This is a genomic window from Streptomyces sp. NPDC048270 (genome assembly GCF_040652335.1).
Taxonomy (GTDB): domain Bacteria; phylum Actinomycetota; class Actinomycetes; order Streptomycetales; family Streptomycetaceae; genus Streptomyces.
In genome coordinates, this window is the sequence record NZ_JBEZLV010000044.1 from 1 (window position 1) to 18,840 (window position 18,840).

Annotated in this window: 22 protein-coding genes; 4 read left to right on the forward strand and 18 right to left on the reverse strand. The window is 70.5% G+C overall.

The genetic code is table 11. From position 1 onward, the window contains the following. Together AB0D66_RS28880 and AB0D66_RS28885 are read left to right on the forward strand one after the other, a co-directional pair. Positions 1-447, forward strand: a 447-nt coding sequence (locus AB0D66_RS28880; protein WP_362309676.1) for an isocitrate/isopropylmalate family dehydrogenase, incomplete at its 5' end; no start/stop codon positions are given. Positions 448-461: 14 nt separating this feature from the next. Beyond that, entirely contained in the window at positions 462-1,004 is a 543-nt protein-coding gene (locus AB0D66_RS28885) for a cupin domain-containing protein (RefSeq protein ID WP_362309679.1), read from the forward strand. A gap of 89 nt (positions 1,005-1,093) precedes the next feature. Here AB0D66_RS28885 and AB0D66_RS28890 read toward each other — a convergent pair whose 3' ends face one another. From AB0D66_RS28890 to AB0D66_RS28940, 11 genes are all read right to left on the reverse strand, one after another. Further along, positions 1,094-1,852, reverse strand: a complete 759-nt coding sequence (locus AB0D66_RS28890; RefSeq protein ID WP_362309682.1) for an alpha/beta fold hydrolase — start codon at positions 1,850-1,852, stop codon at positions 1,094-1,096. A gap of 5 nt (positions 1,853-1,857) precedes the next feature. Continuing rightward, positions 1,858-3,138: an aminotransferase class I/II-fold pyridoxal phosphate-dependent enzyme gene (locus AB0D66_RS28895; protein WP_362309685.1), complete on the reverse strand. Its 1,281-nt coding sequence runs from the start codon at positions 3,136-3,138 to the stop codon at positions 1,858-1,860. 110 nt (positions 3,139-3,248) lie between these two features. Further along, positions 3,249-3,479 carry a phosphopantetheine-binding protein gene (locus tag AB0D66_RS28900; protein WP_362309688.1) on the reverse strand — a complete coding sequence of 77 codons (231 nt, stop codon included), beginning with the start codon at positions 3,477-3,479 and terminating at the stop codon, positions 3,249-3,251. A 67-nt stretch (positions 3,480-3,546) separates the two neighbouring features. Continuing rightward, positions 3,547-4,500, reverse strand: a complete 954-nt coding sequence (locus tag AB0D66_RS28905; protein ID WP_362309691.1) for a chlorinating enzyme — start codon at positions 4,498-4,500, stop codon at positions 3,547-3,549. Between the two features lie 117 nt (positions 4,501-4,617). Then, positions 4,618-6,189 (reverse strand): amino acid adenylation domain-containing protein, encoded by a 1,572-nt coding sequence (locus tag AB0D66_RS28910; RefSeq protein ID WP_362309694.1) that lies wholly within the window; start codon positions 6,187-6,189, stop codon positions 4,618-4,620. Between the two features lie 48 nt (positions 6,190-6,237). Then, positions 6,238-6,894, reverse strand: a complete 657-nt coding sequence (locus AB0D66_RS28915) for a hypothetical protein (protein ID WP_362309697.1) — start codon at positions 6,892-6,894, stop codon at positions 6,238-6,240. 54 nt (positions 6,895-6,948) lie between these two features. Then, positions 6,949-8,739, reverse strand: coding sequence for a 2-isopropylmalate synthase (locus AB0D66_RS28920; RefSeq protein ID WP_362309699.1), 1,791 nt, complete (start codon positions 8,737-8,739; stop codon positions 6,949-6,951). Positions 8,740-8,875: 136 nt separating this feature from the next. Further along, entirely contained in the window at positions 8,876-10,156 is a 1,281-nt protein-coding gene (locus AB0D66_RS28925; RefSeq protein ID WP_362309702.1) for a cation:proton antiporter, read from the reverse strand. A 56-nt stretch (positions 10,157-10,212) separates the two neighbouring features. Beyond that, complete coding sequence (locus AB0D66_RS28930) at positions 10,213-12,054, reverse strand: BTAD domain-containing putative transcriptional regulator (protein ID WP_362309705.1); 1,842 nt, start codon at positions 12,052-12,054, stop codon at positions 10,213-10,215. Between the two features lie 293 nt (positions 12,055-12,347). Further along, the gene (locus tag AB0D66_RS28935) at positions 12,348-13,391 is read right to left on the reverse strand and encodes a DMT family transporter (protein ID WP_362309708.1); all 1,044 of its coding nucleotides are present in this window, start codon (positions 13,389-13,391) and stop codon (positions 12,348-12,350) included. Between the two features lie 20 nt (positions 13,392-13,411). Continuing rightward, a complete protein-coding gene (locus AB0D66_RS28940) occupies positions 13,412-13,843 on the reverse strand; it encodes a DUF2000 domain-containing protein (RefSeq protein ID WP_362309711.1) in 432 nt (143 codons plus the stop codon). Between the two features lie 49 nt (positions 13,844-13,892). On the opposite strand from AB0D66_RS28940, the gene AB0D66_RS28945 reads away from it, so the two are divergent. Together AB0D66_RS28945 and AB0D66_RS28950 are read left to right on the forward strand one after the other, a co-directional pair. After that, positions 13,893-14,717: an AraC family transcriptional regulator gene (locus tag AB0D66_RS28945; RefSeq protein WP_362309714.1), complete on the forward strand. Its 825-nt coding sequence runs from the start codon at positions 13,893-13,895 to the stop codon at positions 14,715-14,717. A 96-nt stretch (positions 14,718-14,813) separates the two neighbouring features. Continuing rightward, complete coding sequence (locus tag AB0D66_RS28950) at positions 14,814-15,059, forward strand: hypothetical protein (protein ID WP_362309716.1); 246 nt, start codon at positions 14,814-14,816, stop codon at positions 15,057-15,059. 27 nt (positions 15,060-15,086) lie between these two features. Here AB0D66_RS28950 and AB0D66_RS28955 read toward each other — a convergent pair whose 3' ends face one another. The 7 genes from AB0D66_RS28955 to AB0D66_RS28985 all read right to left on the reverse strand — a co-directional run bounded on the left by AB0D66_RS28955 (position 15,087) and on the right by AB0D66_RS28985 (position 18,743). Next, positions 15,087-15,818 carry a hypothetical protein gene (locus AB0D66_RS28955; RefSeq protein WP_362309719.1) on the reverse strand — a complete coding sequence of 244 codons (732 nt, stop codon included), beginning with the start codon at positions 15,816-15,818 and terminating at the stop codon, positions 15,087-15,089. A 103-nt stretch (positions 15,819-15,921) separates the two neighbouring features. Then, positions 15,922-16,245, reverse strand: a complete 324-nt coding sequence (locus AB0D66_RS28960; RefSeq protein WP_362309721.1) for a hypothetical protein — start codon at positions 16,243-16,245, stop codon at positions 15,922-15,924. After that, a complete protein-coding gene (locus AB0D66_RS28965) occupies positions 16,242-16,610 on the reverse strand; it encodes a DUF6247 family protein (protein ID WP_362309724.1) in 369 nt (122 codons plus the stop codon). Before AB0D66_RS28965 ends, AB0D66_RS28960 begins: the two co-directional genes overlap by 4 nt. A gap of 34 nt (positions 16,611-16,644) precedes the next feature. Beyond that, positions 16,645-16,842, reverse strand: coding sequence for a type II toxin-antitoxin system Phd/YefM family antitoxin (locus tag AB0D66_RS28970; protein ID WP_069924381.1), 198 nt, complete (start codon positions 16,840-16,842; stop codon positions 16,645-16,647). Positions 16,843-16,907: 65 nt separating this feature from the next. Continuing rightward, positions 16,908-17,288, reverse strand: a complete 381-nt coding sequence (locus AB0D66_RS28975) for a hypothetical protein (protein WP_362309727.1) — start codon at positions 17,286-17,288, stop codon at positions 16,908-16,910. Then, on the reverse strand, positions 17,285-17,872 hold the full coding sequence (locus AB0D66_RS28980) for a TetR/AcrR family transcriptional regulator (protein WP_362309730.1): 588 nt from the start codon (positions 17,870-17,872) through the stop codon (positions 17,285-17,287). The genes AB0D66_RS28975 and AB0D66_RS28980 overlap by 4 nt, the downstream gene beginning before the upstream one ends. A 91-nt stretch (positions 17,873-17,963) precedes the next feature. Then, a complete protein-coding gene (locus AB0D66_RS28985; RefSeq protein WP_362309733.1) occupies positions 17,964-18,743 on the reverse strand; it encodes an SDR family oxidoreductase in 780 nt (259 codons plus the stop codon). Positions 18,744-18,840 lie beyond the last annotated feature (97 nt).

Consider the following 18,840-nt stretch of genomic DNA (forward strand, 5'->3'; position numbering starts at 1 on the left):
AACATCTTCGACCAGGTCGGCCGGGAATACCCCGAGGTCACCACCGACTACCTGCACGTCGACGCCGCGACGATCTTCTTCGTCACCCAGCCCGAACGCTTCGACGTCATCGTCACCGACAACCTCTTCGGCGACATCCTCACCGACCTGGCCGCCGCCGTCACCGGCGGAATCGGCCTGGCCGCCTCCGGCAACATCAACCCCACCGGCGCCTTCCCGTCCATGTTCGAGCCCGTCCACGGCTCCGCCCCGGACATCGCCGGCACCGGCAAGGCCGACCCGACCGCGACGATCCTCTCCGTCGCCCTCCTCCTGCGCCACCTCGGCCACCAGGCCCAGGCCCTGCGCATCGAAGACGCCGTCACCGCCGACCTCGCCGAACGCGACGGCACCTTCCGCTCCACCGACACGATCGGCGACACCCTCGCCGCACGGGTGGTCGGATAGTCGCGGGCCGCGCCGTGCGCGAGCGCGGCCGTGACACTCGTCGCCGCCCCGGCCGGTCTCCATCGGCCGGGGCGGCGCACGCCTGCCCAGAACCGCAGGCCGATTTTCCGATGAAGAAAGAACGGCCACTTGAGGAATCCCGCGAATTCGAGCACCATGAATGCATGATGCCCGAACCGGTAAACATCCAGAAGACTTTGGATTCCTTCAGCGAGCTGTGGAGTCCGCGCATTGTCGCCCAGTTCAACGACTATGACGTGCGGGTGGCGAAATTCCACGGCGAGTATCTCTGGCACTCCCACGAGAACACCGACGAACTGTTTCTCGTCGCGGCCGGACGGCTCGTCATCCACCTGCGGGAGGAGGGCGTGGAGCGCTTCGTGACCCTGCACCCGGGGGATGTGTACGTCGTCCCGCGCGGCACCGAGCACAAGCCGGTCTCCGAAGGGGAATCGCACATCATCATGATCGAGCCCACGGGCACGTTGACGGTCGGGGACACGCACGAGGAAATTCCCGACTACGTCGACGCGACCACCGGACATCGTGTGAACTGAGCGCGAGCGCACCGCCGGCCGGAGCCGCGCGGAAATGACAGCGGGCCCTCGGGGAATTCCCGAGGGCCCGCTGTCGCGTGGTATTCAGGTCATACGTCGAGAGGCTGTCGCCCCTGGTACGACAGGATTTCCGCGCTGACCTCCGCCAGCACCTCGTCCTCGCAGGCGCGCAGGTAGTGGTGGCCGCCGGGAAACGTCCGCACCCGCACGCCCGCGGTCGTGGCCGCGCTCCAGGCGGGCAGCTCGGAGACCGGGCAGGTGTCGTCGCTCTCGCCGCCGAACACGGTCAGCGGGGCCCGCAGCGGGGTCAGCCGCTCGGGCCGGTACCGGTCCAGCAGGGCCAGGTCCGCCCGCAGCGGCGGAAGGATCAGCGGCAGCAGCTCGGGATGGTTGTACACCTCGGCGTCCGGCCCGCCCAGCCGGCGCATCGCCGCGACCAGGTCCTCGTCGCTCAGCCGGTGCCGGTGCTCCCCGTCGATCCGGTGGGGCGCGGGCCGGGCGGAGACGAAGACGTGCTGCGCGACGAATCCCTCCTCGCGCTCGAGGAGGCCTGCGACCTCGTAGGCCAGGCCCGTGCCCATGCTGTGCCCGAAGAGGAACAGCGGCAGGTCCAGGAGCGGGCGCAGCGCGTCGGCGACCTGCTCGGCCATCGTGGCCATGTCCCCGATCGGCTCCTCGCCCAGCCGGTCCTGCCGGCCGGGGTACTGCACGGCGATCAGCTCCACACCGGCCGGCAGCCGGCCGCTCCAGCCGGCGAAGGAGGCGGCGGTGCCGCCCGCGTGCGGCAGGCAGACGAGCCGGCTGGCCGCTGGACTCTGCGCCTCACGGCGGCGCAGCCATGTGCCCATGGTCCTCACGCTCCGGTTCCCGCGCTCGCGCGCAGCTCTTCGAGTGCCTCGCCCAGCCGCACGATGCCGTCGGCGACGGCCCATTCGTCGGGGCTCAGGCTCAGCCGGATGCAGCGCTTGCCGTGCGTGCCGAGGAACGGGGTGTCCAGCGGCTCGACGAAGAAGTGCCGTCCGGGGACGATGAACATCCGCTTGCGCTTGAGGAACTCGTACAGCGTCAGGTCGTCGAACCAGTCGTGGTCGATCCACAGCCAGCAGAACATCCCGCCGTCGCTGGAGTGCAGCCGCCAGTTCAGGTCGTCCGGGAGGGATTCGGCGAGCAGGGCCTCGGCCATGGCGCGCTTGGCCCGGTAGTACGGCTTGATGTGCCGCTCGGAGATCACGTCGATCTCCCGGGTCCTCAGGGAGCGTTCGACGACGGCCTGGAGCAGCTGCGGTGCGTGCAGGGTCGTGTTGGCGATGAAGGACACCATGGGGTCGATCAGGTCGGCCGGGCCGATGGCGAAGGCGATCCGCTCGCCGGGCAGCCCGGCCTTCGACAGCGTGAAGAGGTTGATGACGTGCGAGTGCAGCACGGGGGCGAGCCTCGTCTGGACCACTTGGGGGAAGGGCTCTCCGTAGGCGTGGTCGAGCACCAGCGGGACGTCGCGTTCCTCTGCGGTGGTGATCAGCGTCTTCAGTTCGGACGCCTCGATGCTGCTGCCGGACGGGTTCGCCGGGTTGGACAGGAGCATCATGCCCATGCGGCCTTGGCGGGCCAGGGCCTCGGTGTTCAGGCTGTAGTGGAACGCGTGGGGCCCTTCGGGTATGACGAGCGGCTCGATGCCGACGATGCCGCCGGGGTCCGGGCTGAGTCCTTGGTATCCGGTGTAGTCGGGCAGGCGCGGCAGCACCAGCGGCTGGAGGTCGCCGTTGGCGTCCGGGCCCGTGTACAGGCTGGTCGCGATGAACGACAGCATCTGGCTGCCGGGCCCCACGACGACGTTCTGCGGTCCGATCGACCAGCCGTAGGTGAGGTTGAAGTAGTCGACGATGGCTTGGACCAGGGTGGCGGTGCCGCGGGAGGGCCCGTACCGGGTGCTGGCCTCGACGAACCGCTCGTTGAGGGCTTCCTTGCCGAGGCGGCGCCAAGCCGAGACGACCTCGGGGATGTGCGAGGGGTTGCCCGGGCTGAGGTTGAGCCATTCGTCGTCGGCCACGTCCTGATCGGCCGCGGCGATGTCCTCCATGATGCTGCGGATGCCCGACAGGCGGGACATCTGCCGGCCCCGACTCGATAGCTGCACTGGGGGGATCTTCCTGTAGTGGCGGGAGGTGAACCGGCTGCGACGCCGGGGACAGGGTGGAGCCCTGTTCCCGGCGTCGCGGCAAGGTCTGGCGGCAGCGGATCCGGCTGTCAGGCGGCGGCCGCGATGGCCGACTCGATGTGCTCGGAGATGGCCGCGACCGTGGACTTGCGGAAGAGCTGGTCCATCGGGATCTCGATGCCGAGCTCGGTGAGGATCTCGCGCTGGATCCGGGTCATGATGAGGGAGTGCCCGCCGAGGTCGAAGAAGTCGTCGGTGTCGGCGAACTCCTTGAGCTTGAGCTCGCGGCTCCAAATGGCGTGGATCTTCGTTGCGATCACGTTCAGCAGGTCCTTTTCGGTGAAGGGACGGGCAGGGGGGAGAGGGCGGAGGCCGAAGGCGCAGGGGTCAGCTCGCGGTCCAGCCGAACGGGGTGCCGTGGTTGTTCGCGGTGCGGATCCGGTTGTGGTCGTAGCGGTTCTCGCCGGCCACGACGACGCTGCCGTACTCGGACAGGTCGAACGTCGCGCCGTGGGCGCTGAAGGAGTCCTGCTCCGGGTAGACCCGCACGTGGGTGGGGACGTAGCGGCTGGCGATCGCGAAACGGGTCTCGCGCTCGGTGTTGTTCGGCGTGGAGCCGTGCACGCACGACGCGGTGAAGATGACGGCCTCGCCCGGCTGCATCTCCAGCTCGACGACGTCCTCGGAGCGCGGCTCCCAGTTCGGGTCGATCTTGAAGTCGGCGAAGTCGTAGCCGAAGAAACCGGTGTTCGAGTGGGCCACGTCGTAGTCCGCGCTGCGGCCGGCCTGCGTGGCCTTGTGCTCGTCGAAGATCCAGTCGCGCTGCGAGCCGCGGACGAACTTCATGCAGGCCCGGTCCTTGGTGGCCGGGGTGAAGGTCGTCCAGACGGTGATGTCGATGTACGCGTTCCAGTCCGACTCGGTCGGCAGGAGCTGCGGGTTGCCGTTGGCGTAGCTGTAGTCGCGCACCTGGTGCCACTCGGTCGCCTTGGCGCCGGGGAACTTCGGGAACCACTCGGTGCGCCAGTTCAGGACGTCCGGGCCGAGGATGGCCGTCAGGTACTTGACGATCGTCGGGTGGGTGATGTGCCGGCTGAGCTCCGGGATGTCGAAGTGCCGGTCGTAGTTGACGCTGTTCTTGTACAGGGCGCGGGAGGCGTCCTGGTTGTTGATCCGGATCTCGCGGATCAGCGCCGCGGCCTCCTCGGGCTCGTACAGCTTGATCGGGCCGGTGAAGCCGTCGAGGCTGAACTGCTCGATGTCCGCCTTGATGTCCTCGGGGACGATCGCGTTGTTCGAGATCTGAGCGGCCGGGGTCGGGCGCTGCTGGTCGATGGTCATGCGGATGCTGTTCCTTTGCTCGGAGGCGCGTGTGCGGAAAGGAAGGTTCTCGGGCGCGCCCGCCGGGGACCTGGCGGGCGGGCGGGTGGGGCCGGCGTCAGCCGGCGGCGGCCCGCGTCAGCCGGCGGCGGCCCGGGCGGCCAGGGCCCGCCGGTCGGTCTTGCCGTTCGGGTTCAGCGGGAAGGCGTCGAGGACGGTGAAGGCCTGCGGCACCATGTTCCGGGGCAGGGTGGCGAGCAGGTCGCGGTAGAGCGCCCGGACGTCCAGGCCGCCGGGGGCGTCGGCCGCGGGCAGTACGTAGCCGACCAGGCGCGGTTCGCCGGAGTCGTCCGGTACCGCGAGGACCACGGCGTCGTCGACGAGCGGGTGGGACCGGACGCCGTGCTCGACGTCGCCCAGGTCCATCCGCATGCCGCGGATCTTGACCTGGGCGTCCACGCGGCCGACCACCACCAGTTCCCCGTCGGGGGTGAGGTAGCCGCGGTCGCCGGTCCGGTAGGTCCGGGTGGGGCCGTCGGCCGTGCGCCGCTCGGTGAACCGCCGGGTGTCGGCCGGCGAGGCGTTGAGGTAGCCGGCGCTGACGCTCAGGCCCGAGATGCAGATCTCGCCGGTCTCGCCGTCCGGTACCTCGTTCGACTCCTCGTCGAGGAGGTGGATCTCGGTGTTGTACACCGGCTCCCCCACCGGCGTGGCGGCGCCCCGGTAGCGGGCGTAGTCCGCGAGGACGTGGGAGGTGGCCACGTCCGTGCACTCGGCGACCCCGTACTGGTGCAGGAGGACGCAGGAGTTGCCCTCCTGCGCGGCCCATTCCTCGACCCGTGCGACCGTGAGCGGCTCCCCGCCGATGAAGACGTGGCCCACCCGGGTCAGCGCGTCGGTTCCCAGCGCCCGTTCGTGTTCGATGAGCACGTAGAGGGTGCTGGGCGCGCAGTGCAGCTGCCGCACGCCGTGGGTCTCGATCAGGCGGTAGGCCATGCCCGGGTCGAAGACGCGGCTGGGCAGCAGGTGCAGGGCGGCGCCGCAGAACAGCGGTGCCATCAGTCCGCGCTGGCTGATGTCGAAGCCGAAGGAGCTGACGGTGAGTCCGCTGGAGCCGCCGTCCAGGCCGTACTCGACGCGCAGCCACTCGAGGAGGTTGTACCACCCCTCGTGGCGCACGGCGGTGGCCTTGGGGGTGCCGGTGGACCCGGAGGTGAACACGACGTAGCACAGGTCGTCGTTGGTGAGGTCGACGACCGGATCCGTGGCCGGCAGGGAGTCGAGCAGCCCGCCGAGCTCGTCGATGGCGACGAGGTCTCCCGGCGCCCCGGCGACCAGGCCCCTGGTGTCGGAGGAGACCACGTTGAGCTTGATCTCGGCGAGCTGGGAGACCATCAGCCGCAGGCGCTCGGCGGGGTAGGTCGGGTCCAGCGGCACGTAGGCGGCGCCGGCCTTCATGGTTCCCAGGATCGCGACCACCAGCTCGGGAGTACGGTCCAGGCACACGCCGATCACCGAGCCGCGTCCCGCGCCGAGGGCGATGAGGTGGTGGGCGAACCGGTTGGCCCTCGCATTCAGCTCGGCGAAGGTCAGCTCGTCGGCGCCGCACGTCAGGGCGGTCCGGTCTGGGTGCTGCCGGGCGTGGGCTTCGAAGACCCGGTGCACGAGAAGGTCGGGCGGAAGCGCCAGGCGCCTGCCTATGAGGGACATGCGGTCCGTTCCTCTCCAGTGTCCTGGAATACGTGGGTGGGTGGCGGCTCAGGCGGCGGCGAGGGCGGGCCTGCTGACCAGGACGCTCTCGTCGTACTCGAGCAGGTACCGGTAGAAGGGGTGGCTGGCGCGGAAGCCGCGGGCCACGAGCCTGCTGACGTTCAGCCGGTACACGTCCGGTTCGCGGCCGCCGGCCCCCGACCCCTCCGCCGGCACGAAGCCGAGCTGGGTGAGCTTGTCGGCCGCCCGCCGGTCGGCGACCTCCACGACGACATCGCTCACGTCGTGGGACACCGCCCACTGCAGGCAGCCCTTGACCAGGCCTCCGAGGGCGCCGAAGGGAAGCTCCGGCAGGACCGTGCCGGCGAACTCGGGGCGTACCACCGGAAGGCGGAACTGCACCAGCCGTCCGCTGTGCCGCAGGACGCCCGACAGCTGTGGCCATTGGCTCAGCGGCAGCCCCAGCGGCGAGTAGGCGACGAGCTCCGCGCCGGCGACCAGGGCGCCTTCGACCATCACCAGCATGTGGGTGGTGTGCGGGGCGAAGGGGTCTTTGGCCAGTGCGGGGGCCGGGAAGCCGAACAGGTCCCGGTCGCCGTGCCCGCGCAGTCTGCCGATGCCCAGCAGGTCGAGGTCGTGGTGCGCCGTGTACACGAAGCAGTCGCGGCCGGGGTCCTTCTTGCTCTCGACGAAGGCGAGGTCCATCTCTCAGCTCAGCTCACAGGGTGCGGGGCGGGCGGGGGTGGGGGCGCGGACCGGTCAGGCGTGGGCGCGGTTGACGGCCGAGGTGACGGCCCCGAGCTGGGCGCTCTCCTCCTCGCCCGCGATCGCGGCCCCGTACCGGGTCGTGCCGTCGAGGACGATCTCCGCGTACGCGGCGTACCTCGTGCCGAGGCTGTCGGTGAGGGCGTGGCCCGTGGTTTCGGCGATCTCGACGGCGAGTCCGGTGCCGGCGAGCGCGGCGGCGTAGGCGGCGGCCGCGCTTGCGCCCGAGCCGGTCAGCCGCCTTTCCTCGCCGTCGGTGCCGACGACGAGGGCCTCCACGGTGGAGGTGTCCGCGTCACCGGTCGACTGGAACTCCTTGAGCAGCAGGGCCGGGTTCTCGAACTCGAGGTACATGCCGGAGAAGATGGCCCGCAGTTCCCGGGAGGTGAGCTCGGTCCCGTCCCCGTCGGCCACCCTCTGCACCTGGCGGGCCAGCTCCACGCGCATGCCGCGCGGGAGGTCGAGCCCGTAGACGCTCTTGAGTACGTGGGCCACGCCGCCCTTGCCCGACTGGCTGTTGACGCGGACCACCGACTCGTAGGTGCGGCCCACGTCCTTCGGGTCGATGGGGAGGTAGGGGACGTCCCACGGCACCTCGGTGGTGGTCGTGCCCGCCTCGGCCGCCTGCCGTTCGATCGCGGCCAGGCCCTTGGCGATGGCGTCCTGGTGGGTTCCGGAGAAGGCCGTGTAGACGAGGTCGCCGCCGTACGGGTACCGGGGAGGTACCGGCAGCTGGTTGGCGAACTCGACGGTGCCGCGGATCTCGTCGATGTCGGAGAAGTCCAGCTGCGGGTCCACGCCCTGGCTGAAGAGGTTCAGCGCGAGCGTGGCGAGGCAGACGTTGCCGGTGCGCTCGCCGTTGCCGAACAGGGTGCCCTCGATGCGGTCGGCGCCGGCCATGACGGCCAGTTCGGCGGAGGCGACGGCCGTTCCGCGGTCGTTGTGCGGGTGTACCGAGAGGATGACGGCGTCGCGGCGGTCGAGGTTGCGGTGCATCCACTCGACCTGGTCGGCGAACACGTTCGGCGAGTCGGTCTCCACCGTGGTCGGCAGGTTCAGGGTCACCGGGCGGTCCGGGCCGGCGTCCCACAGCGAGGTGATGGCGTTGGACACCTGGAGCACGTAGTCGGGTTCCGTGACGTTGAACGTCTCCGGCGAATACTCGAACCGCAGCTGCGTCGACGTGACGGCGTCCGCCCGGCGGGCGATGTGCTCCGCCGACCGCAGGGCCATCTGCTGCACTTCGTCGGCGCTCATTCCGAATACGACCTCGCGCCACAGGCAGGCGGTCGCATTGCACAGGTGGACCATGGCCCGGTCCGCGCCCTCGATGGCCTCGAAGGTCCGGTCGATCAATTCCGGCCGGGCCGGAGTGAAGACCGATATCGTCACGTCATCCGGAATCCGGTCCTTCTCGATCAGGGTGCGCAGGAACAGGAAGTCCGCGTCACTGGCCGACGGGTATCCGACCTCGATGTCCTTGAACCCCATGCGGACGAGCAGGTCGAACATGCGGCTCTTGCGCTCGGTGTCCATCGGGCTGCTGAGCGCCTGGTTTCCGTCCCGCAGGTCCACCGAGGCCCACAGCGGCGCCTTGACCAGGGACTTCGAGGGCCAGGTGCGGTCCGCCAGGTCGTACGGGAGACGGGATCCGAGCCGCTCGTACCGCTGGAAAGGCATCGCCGATCCGCGCTGGGCGTTCCACCACAGCTGGTCGTCGCGACGCGGGCCGACGGGTGTCCTCAGCCGCGATGCGGCGAGGAGGTCCGGTGCCACCTCGGTCATAACATGCCTCCCTTGGAAACTGCAGAGCGGTGCAGTCTGCGGCGTGTTCGGATTTCTCAACCTGATGTCGGCAAACCTATGAGGCGGCGTCCTCGGTACATCCCCGAGCGATCCTCAAGCGCGCCTCGACTGCGCCTCAGCCCGCTTTCACGGTCTTCTCCGAAGGCGCGGCGGGACGGTCGGGAGCGGAATCGTCCGGCGGGAGAACAGGAGAAGGACTTCCGGGAAATACGCGGGTCAGTTTCAGCAGCGGCCCGGTCATGGCGGTCGTCACGACGGCCATCACCACCATCATGGAATAGAAGTCCTGGTTGATGAGGCCCATCTCCAAGGCCACTGCCACGATGACGATCTCCGTCAGTCCCCGGGTGTTCATGAGGACGGCGGCCGGCACGGCCGTCTCGTGCGGGAGCCCGGAGAGGCGGGCGCCGGCGTAGGCGCCGCCGGCCTTCGAGACGACGGCGACGGCGATGACGGCGGCCAGCGTGAGCAGGGCGGCCACGGTGAAGGCGGAGAGGTCGACCTTGGTCCCGGCCACGACGAAGTAGAGCGGGAGCAGGACGTGCCCCACCTGCTCCATGTGCCGCATGATCTCGGCCCGCATGTCGCCGAGGGTGGCGCGGGGCATGGCCGCGCCGAAGGCGAACGCGCCGAAGATGAAGTGGATCCCGAGCCATTCGGTGACCGCGCAGGACAGCATCAGGCCCACGACCAGCGTGGGCACGAGCCGTCCGGCGCCCAGGCCCCGTGCGCCGGCCCGCTCGACGAACCTGGCGAGCAGGGGCCGGACCACCGCGAACATCAGGCCCAGGTACACGGGCAGCAGCATCATCCGCCACTGCCCGGCGGCCCCGGCGTACGCGACGACTCCCGCCAGGCAGGCCCAGGCGATCAGGTCGCCCACGGCGGCGGCCGCCAGGGTGAGGCCGCCGAGGGGGTGTGTGTTGAGGCCCCGGTCCGCGAGGATCCTGGCCAGCACGGGGAACGCGGTGACCGACATGGCCACGCCGACGAACAGGACGAAGGCGGTGTGGCTGCCGGGTGCGTACGAACGGGCCAGGGGTACGGCCAGTGCGGCGCCCGCGACGAGGGGGACGGCCACGGATCCGGCGACCAGGCCCATCGTGGCCTTCCTCCGCCTGCGCAGGAAGGCGGCGTCGATCTCGTAGCCGATGATGAACATGAAGGTGGCCAGCCCGACGTTGGCCAGGGCCCCCAGCAGGGGTTTCACCTCGGCGGGAAAGACGGCGTCCGTACCCGCCTGGGTGATGATCATCGGACTGGCCAGCAGTCCGGCGCATATCTCGCCGACCACGGCGGGTTGCCCCAGGCGCCGGGCCAGCGCCGCGAAGACCTTGGCGGCTCCCAGGACGAGGGCGAACGTGAGGAAGAAGTCCGCGAGGATGTTTCCGGTCATGGCAGAGCTCCGGGTGAGGATGCGGTGAGCGGGAAGGGGTGGAGGGGCGCCGGGCTTCAGGCGGCCAGGCGCTCGGGGGTCGGGGTGCTGCCGTGTTCCGGCCGCGGCTCGCCCGTGTCGTCGCCGTCCTGGCCGGGCAGCTGGGCGCAGTAGGTCTTCAGCAGCGGGTGTACGCGGTACTGTCCCGGCTCCGGCTGGAACAGGAGGTGCTCGTCGACGAGGCTCTCGAGCATCTGCTCGGCGGCGAAGGGCGGCAGCCCTGCCCGTACGGACGTGGCCGCGACATCCGTGCGCTCTCCTTCCGCCGTGCCGAGGAGCCTCAGCAACCGCTGTTGTCCCAGGGTCAGGTGGCGGTACGAGGCGTCGAAGCAGGCGATGAGGCCGCCGTACTCGGTCTGCAGGTCGGCGAGGCGCAACGCGGGGTCCGCGAGCCGTTCGGCCAGGTACCACAACGGCCAGGAAGGCCGTCGGCGCAGGCGGGCCGCGGCCGCGGCGACGGCCAGCGGCAGATGGCCGCAGAGGTCCAGGATGCCGGTGACCTCGTCGGGCTCGGGCTCGGGGTGCCGCTTGCCGAGCAGCCGGCAGAACAGGGCGTACCCCTCCTCGCGGGGCATGGGGTCCAGGGAGACCACCCGGGTGGGGGACACCGCGGTCATGGTGAGGCGGCGCCGGCTGGTGATCAGGGTCAGGCAGTCGTCACCGGCCGGGAGCAGCGGCCCGATCTGCTCGGCGCCGGAGGCGTTGTCCAGGACGACCAGCATGCGCCGGTCGGCGGTGCGGCCGCGCCACATCTGGACCAGGGCCTCGACGGAGTCGGGCAGTTCGCCCTCCGGCAGGCCGGAGAGCAGCAGCAGCTGGGTGAGCGCCGCCCGGTGGCCGAGCGGGTCCTCGTCGCGGCTGTGTCCGTACAGGTCGAGGAAGATCCGGCCGTCCGGGTAGCGGTCCGCCACTCTGTGGGCGACGTACACCGCGAGGGTGGTCTTGCCCACGCCTCCCATGCCGTCAACGGACAGTACGCGGCGTGTGCCTGGGGCGGTGCCGCCCGCCAGGAGGGAGTCGAGCTCCGCGGTCCGGCCGACGAAGTGCCCGCTCTCGAAGGGCAGGCTGTCGGGCACGGGCAGGGGCATGCCGGTGTCGGCGTGGCGGCCCGCGGGTTCCGGGGCGGGGGCGGAGGCGGCGGGGCCGGGGGGCGTGAACCGGAGGGAGGGGGCGGGTGCGGGGGCCGCCGCGTCGGTGTCCTCGCGGAGCATCAGCTGGTGGACTTCGAGCAGTTCGGGGCCGGGGCTGAGGCCGAGGGAGTCCGCCAGGTTGCGCCTGGCCTGCTCGTACACGGTGAAGGCCCGCGCGCGGGCGCCGGAGCGGTGCAGGGCGAGTATGTACTGGGCGACCATCCGCTCGCGCAGCGGGTACTCGGCGACCCAGGCGGCGAGCTCGCTGACGAGGCTCTTGTGCCGGTCCTGGGCGAGTTCCAGGTCGATGCACTCCTCGGCGACCGAGAGCCGGCCCTCGTTCACCCCGGCGATCTGTGCCTGGAGGGTGGTGCTCTCGATGCCCGAGAGCATGGGTCCGGTCCATAAGGACAGTGCGGCACGGAACTCGACGATGGCGTCGGGCTTGCGCCCGTGGCCGAGATGGGTGCGCGCCCGCGCGAGGTGCCGGCGGAACTCGTGGAGGTCGAGCCTGGCCTCGCCGATGTCGAGGCGGTAGCCGTCGGCGACGGGCGTGATGACGGCTCCGCTGGGCGCCAGGATATTGCGCAGGTCAGAGACGGCGTTGCGGATCTGTTTGCCGGCGGTGTTCGGAGGCGCGATTCCCCAGACGGAGTCGACGAGACGTCCGATGGACGTGCGCTGGCTCTCTGCGGTCAGGAGCGAGCCGAGCACGATCTGATGTTTCATACCTCTCAGAGGAACCGGGCGCCCGCTCACGGTGAGCTGAAGCGGACCCAGTACCCGAAACTCGACTTCAGACATGAAGTTGAGACCCCGATCTTGCATTCCGAACGGATGAGCATGGTTTCCGTGCACGCGACGCTGGGCGCACGTGGGGGTGGGGAAAACGGACACCCACCCAGGGCCGGGGGTGAGGGCCCTGAGCGGGTGGTGGAGCGTGTACATCGCCTTCCCCCCGGAGGCGATGTGGTGGTTCTCCAGTAGTTCTCGAGTGTCCGAGTGTCCGAGTGTTCGGCGGGTCAGCCTCTGCCGACGGATTCGCGGCCGTCGGCTCGCAATGGGGAATCGGGTACGGCCGGTTCGGTTTCCCGTTCCGGTTCCCGTTCCCGTTCCGGTTCGGGTTCCCGTGCCGCACGCTGGCGGAAGCGGCCCTGCGTCACGGCCAGCAGGGCGCCGGCGAGCATGATGACGGCGCCTGCCAGCTGGAGTCCGCCGAACGACTCGCCGAGGAAGACGACGGCGCAGGTCACGCCGAACACCGGGACGGAGAACATGATGACGGTCGCGGTCGACGGGCTGACGACCCTCAGGCCCCGGTAGTAGAAGAGGTAGGCCATGGCGGTGGGCCCCACGGCGAGGTACACGACGTTGAGCCAGGTCGTCGAGGACAGTGCGCTCCACTCCACGTCCGGCAGCGTGGGAACGGCGAAGAGGAGCAGTGCGAAGGCGCCGGCGAGGGTGCCGAACGTCGTGGCCCGCAGCGGGTCCATGCCGACCAGGACCTTCTTCGAGGCGATGCTGTACACCGCCCAGGAAAGCGCGCCGAGAAGGTAGACGAGGTCTCCGGTCAGCCGGGATCCGCCCGCGTCCACACCGGTACCCCCCGCACCGATGAAGAACACGACGGCGCCCGAGACACCCAGCGCGAGTCCGCCGATCCGTGCTCCCGAAGCCTTTTCCCGGCCCATGGCCAGAAGAATTCCCGTCGTGATGACGGGGCTCAGAACGGGAACGATGATGCTTCCGTCGATCGACGGGGCCAGGGAAAGGCCCCAGAAGAAGAACAGGTTGTACGCGAAGACCCCGATGAGGCCCACGGCAGCCGCGCGGAGGATTTGCGAACGCGTAAGCGACGGGCCCCCCGCTTTCCGCCCGATGAAAACGAGCAGAATTACGAGAATGACCGCGCCGCCGCCGAATCTCAGAACGGCGGCGACTTGGTGGGGCATATGGCCGACCACCGATTTGGAGCTGGCGAAAGCACTGCCGAAGAGCGCCATGGTCGCGAGCAGGTACATATACGCCTGTGCGGATTCGTTCCGCAGTGACGTTTCCTTTTCCATGCCACGCCCCTAAGGAGACGTCACGGGTGCATGCGAGCGCCCTTGATGATCTTGTCCACCGCGTTGCGCGGCCCGTACACGGCCATGCCGACGAGGTCCAGCTGGTCCCGGTGGACGGCCGCGACGGCGGCCCGGTTGTCCCGGTCGTTGTTGGTGGTGAAGAGGTCGGTGGTGAAGACCGACAGGGGGAGGCCCCGGGTCACGGCGCGCTGGTGGGACGCGGTCAGGGCCTCCTTGCTCGCCTCGAAGACCAGGACCGGCTGGCGGAACATCGGCAGGTACTCGGTCTCGTCGGCGTCCGAATACGGTTCACCGATTACTTCCGGAACCTTCCGTCCGATTCCACTCACGAGAAAGGCGGTCATGTTGAGGCGCTGCCACACCTGAAGATCGTCACGCAAGACCACGGCGATCTTTGTCTCAAAACGAACGGGTTCGTTCACGTTGTCCATGGATGAATCAAACCGCGGCCACCCAGGCCAAGTCTTGTACGATCTTTGCATGCTTGATCATCCGCAGGTCCGTGCGTGGCGTCCCGCCCTGGCGGGAATCGAAGAGGTCTACCACGCCCGCATCACTGACCACGTCTATCCCATGCACACGCATGACTCCTGGACGCTGCTGATCGTCGACGACGGCATGGTCAGATACGATCTCGACCGGCACGAACACGGTGCCCTGGACCAAATGGTCACGCTGCTGCCCCCGCACGTCCCACATAATGGACGCTCGGTCACGCCCACCGGTTTCCGAAAGCGCGTTTTATATCTCGACTCCTCGCAGCTCGGCGACAGCCTCATCGGCCTGGCCGTGGACAGTCCCGTCATGGACGACCTGCTCCTGCGCCGGCGCATCCACCAGCTGCACCAGACGCTGGAGCACACGGGCGACGAACTCGAGGCGGAGAGCAGGCTGGCGCTGGTCTCCGAACGTCTGCGCGACCACCTGGAGCGGCGCTTCGAGGACCGCGCGCCGACCCGCGACGCCGGCATCGCACACCAGCTGCGCGACCTCCTCGACGGGAAGTTCGTCGAGGGCGTCAGCCTCCAGGACGCCTCGGCGGCGCTCCACGTCCACCCCGCGCACCTCGTCCGGGTGTTCAGCAGGGAGTTCGGCATGGGCCCGCACCAGTACCTGACCGCACGCCGCGTGGACCTGGCCCGCAAACTGCTCCTCGCGGGCATGGCCCCGCGCCTGGTGGCGGCTTCGGCCGGCTTCTACGACCAGTCCCATTTCAACCGGCACTTCAAGCGCATACTCGGCACCAGCCCGGGCCGCTACGCCCGCAGCGGCCCGGCCCGCCACCTGGCGGGGTCCCCGGCCTGAGACCCGGTGCGGCGGCGGCCCGCCGGCAGCCGGCAGGGCACGGCCAGGTGGGGCCCCGCGCGGGTGACCGGTGGTGCGGTGTCGCGTTGTTGCTGCATGGACTTGGACGAAGAAGACTTCCTCGGCGTACTCCTGGACGCCGCCACCGACACCCGCCTCAAGCTCCTCACCGGGGACGAGGCGAGAGCGGTCGTGATGCTTCTCGGGGCCCTCGAGGACGAGACCCGGTCCGCGGAGGTGCGCCAGGCCGCCGGGGAGATGCGCTGCCGTCTCGGAGCCCGCCTCGGAGCCCGCCCCGCGCTGCCCGCGCTGCCCGCGCTGCCCCGAGCGGCCCGCCGCTGATGCGGGACCCTGCCCGCGGAAGGATCCTCAGGCCGCTGCGTCCCAGGCGGCCATCAGGCCGTCCAGCCAGGCGGGCGGTAGTTCGGCGGCGTCCCATTCCTCGCGGAGCGCGGTGCCCGTCGTGGCGAGGCGTTCCAGGACGGCGACGCTGGTCGGGGAGTGCAGGAGGGAGTAGCGGCCGTGGATGGCGGTGGCGCTGCCGGGGCCGTACCGCGTGTAGAGCCGTTCCAGGCGGGGCTGGTGCGCTGCCGTGAACTGCGTGAGGCGCCCTGCGTAGCCGGCTCGCTGACGGGGGGTCATCGTGGAGAGGACGGCGACCAGTACCTGTTCGGTGACCTCGGGGTCGAGCTCGGAGTCGGCGGTGAAGGTGAGGTGGAGGGGGGTGACGGCCACCTTCGCCCGTTCCACCTCCATGCGCCCGACCGGCGACCGGGCGTCCGGGGCACCGGCCGGGCCTTCCGGGTCGACGGCCTGGCGCAGGGCCCGTTCGGCGCTCTCGCCGAGCTGATCGGTGACGGCGCGGGCGCCGTCCAGCCAGCCGGACTCGTACGGCTCGCCCTTGTCCCCCGGTACGCAGTCGGCGAGCGCGCCGGCCTCCTCGTACGCGCCGGCGAGGGCGCCCGCCTGGACCAGGGCGATCAGGCCCTCCGCGTCGTCGGCGGGGACCCCGGCCCGGGCGAGCAGCTGGAGCAGCGTCCTCTTCGCGTTCAGGATGCTGACCGCGTCCAGCTCCTGGCGGTGCTCCTCGGCGGCGTTCATCGGATCCTCCTCGTTCCATGGGCGGCGGTGTGCTTGCGCGGAGCGCACCGTTGTGGTGTTCAACGTGGGACGGGCACGCTGTGATCCCCGAGAGCCCGGCCCCTCAGGCCCAGAAGGTGTCGGTGACGGTGATCTGAGGTTCCGCGTGGCGGCGGACGAAGGTGAAGACGAGCCAGCCGCGGCCGCCGGCGAGGTCCGCGATGTGCGCCCCGCCCGGGCTGGTGGAGGCGAGGGGCCGGACGGTGATCCAGTGGGGCAGGGCGGCGTCCGCGTCTATGCCCCGGTAGTACGGGTCGGGGGCCGTGACCAGCTCGGCGCGCGCCGCCAGGACCAGCTGCCTTCCGTCCGGGGGCATGCGCTCGAACTCCTGGCGGGCTTCGCCCGTCCAGTCCATCTGCCAGGGCGGCCGGGGGAGCTCATCGCTCACCGGCCGGGCTCCGCGGAGGCCGCCTGGTGGCGCAGCCGGCTGTACTCGGCCAGGAGCGTCGCGGACTCCTGCGGGTCCTCGCACTTCGCCGCGCGCTGTTCGAGGTCGAGCAGGTGGGCTTCCAGGCCGGGGTCGCGGGCGATGGCGTACTGCGTCCACCACAGCCGCATGAAGGCCGGGACCGGGGTGAGGTTGAAGGTGTCGCCGATGGCGCGCCGCCAGTGGGCCTCGAAGTCGGGCAGGAGGTGCGGGGCGTGCTCCTGGATGGCCAGCCGCAGGGCCTGGGGGGTGCGTTCGGGCATCGGCGGTACCCGGCGGGGCCGGTCGCCGCCGGGGCCGTCGTAGTGGATGGGCTGCGCTGTCATGGCGAAGGGGCTCCTGGTGTGGGGGCGGGCCCGTTCAGGCCGCGTCCCGGCCGGCTGCGGAGGCGTCGGGGTGCTGGGCCATGTACTGCTCGAACCATTCGGCCGGTACGAGGTAGGCGAGGGTCTTGCCCTTGCGGGTGATCGCCGCCGGCTCGCCGGCGATCCTCGTGCGGTCGAGGATCTCCCCCATCTGCTTGCGCAGATCGATCGTCGTGTACGTCTTCGGCTCCATCCCGCCAACCTACCCCGACTATGATAGTTGCGATAGTTGGGGCGGTTGGGCGGGGTGGAGCTCGGCTAGGCGGCGCCGGCCGCCGTCAGGGCCGCGACCGGTAGCAGCAGGATCCACTGCGGCAGGCGGAGCAGTGGTTTCGGCCAGCCTGCCGAGAGGGTGACGGTCAGGAAGGCGGCCGTGTAGGCGAGGAAGTGCGCGGCGACGAACCAGGCCATCGGGGCGGTGGCCGGCGTGTCCTGCGCCAGGGCGAGGTAGACCAGGGCGGCCGCGGAGAGCACCAGGTCGGCGCTCACCATGTGCCAGACGGCGTGCAGGACGCGCCTGGGTTCGTCCGCGAGGCCGCAGGACAGCAGCGGGCGCACCACGTCGCGGTGGCCTGCGGCGATGTGCGTGGCGGCCACACCGGCCGCGGTGATGCCTGCGGCGAGGAGCCAGCCGTTCATCGGATCTCGATTCCTTGGGCGATGACAGCGGCCAGCCGGTCGGCCAGCCGGCGGTCGGGCTGTTCCCCGACCAGGCCCACGTGGAAGAACACGGCTCCCGCGAGGGTGTCCAGGACCAGGTCCACGGGTGTGTCGGCCGCGATCTCCCCGCGTGCGGCGGCGCGCTCGAAGACGATCAGCAGCCGCTGCTTGGAGGGGGCCAGGAAGTCGGTGCGGATGCGCGCCTTCAGCTCCGGGTCGGCGGCGAAGTCGGCGAGCAGGCCCGGGAGCGCCGCCGCGGCGGCGGGCGCGTGGAACTCGGCGATCAGGTCCCGCAGCAGGGCGGTCAGGTCCCCGGCCAGGGTTCCGGTGTCCGGGGTCGGGGTGTGGTCGGTGGTGGTGAACACGGCCTCGAAGACCAGCTCCGGCTTGCCGCGCCACCGCCGGTAGACCGTGTCCTTGCCGACACCGGCGCGGGCGGCCACCGCCCCGATGGAGGTCGCGGCGTAGCCGACCTCGGTGACCAGCTCGGTGGCCGCGCTGACGATCGCCTCGTGCGAGCGGGGATCCCTGGGACGCCCTCTGGGGGGCGGGGAGGAACTCATGGCTGTTAGCTTACGGGTCGACCCGTTTGGTTAATACCCCCGGGGCCGCAGAGGGCCGGCGCCGGCCCTGGGGCTCGCGCGTCCGCGCTGGTCAGCCGGGCGGGATCGGGCCGAGGTAGGTGCCGCCGGAGACGTCGATGGTCTGGCCGGTGACCCAGCGGCCCTGTGGGCCCGCCAGGAAGCCCACCACGTCGGCCACGTCCTCCGGTTCGCCGATCCGCCCGAGCGCGGTGATCGACGCGAGGGCGGCCACCGCCTCGGGGACCGCGGCGTAGTCGGCGATCATGTCGGTCAGAACCACTCCGGGTTCGACCGTGTTCACGGTGATCCCGCGCCGGCCCAGCTGGTTGGCGAGGGACGGGCCGAGAGCCGCCAGTGCCGCCTTGGTGACGGTGTAGCCGATCTGGGCGGGTTCCGCGATCCGGGTGGACGCCGAGCCCATGTTGATGATCCGTCCGCCGTCGCGCAGCAGGGGCAGCGCGCGCTGGACGACGAAGACCGGCGTGCTCACGTTGACCGCCAGCAGCCGCTCGAACTCCTCCTCGGTGAGCTGCCCGATCGGACTGACCGAGTGGATGCCCGCGTTGTTGACCAGGATGTCCAGGCCGTCCGCGCCATGGTCCGCCAGTGCGGCGACGAGCTCCTTGAACAGGCGGTCCACCGCGCCGCTCTGGCCGAAACGGGCCTGTACGGCGAACGCCTCGCCGCCGGCCTCGGCGATCGTCGCCACGGTCTGCGCGGCGGCCGCTGCGTTGGCGCCGTAGTGGACCGCGACCAGCGCGCCCTCGGCGGCGAGCCGCAGGGCGACCGCGCGGCCGATCCCGCGCGAGCCGCCCGTCACCAGTGCGGTCCTGCCGTCCAGTTCCCCCATGAGCGCCTCTCCCCTGCTCGTTTACTCGTTCGGCGTGCCGTGTTCCGTCCCGCTGGTCACTTCCTCGACACGCCTCCCACCCTGCCGGAGTGGGGCG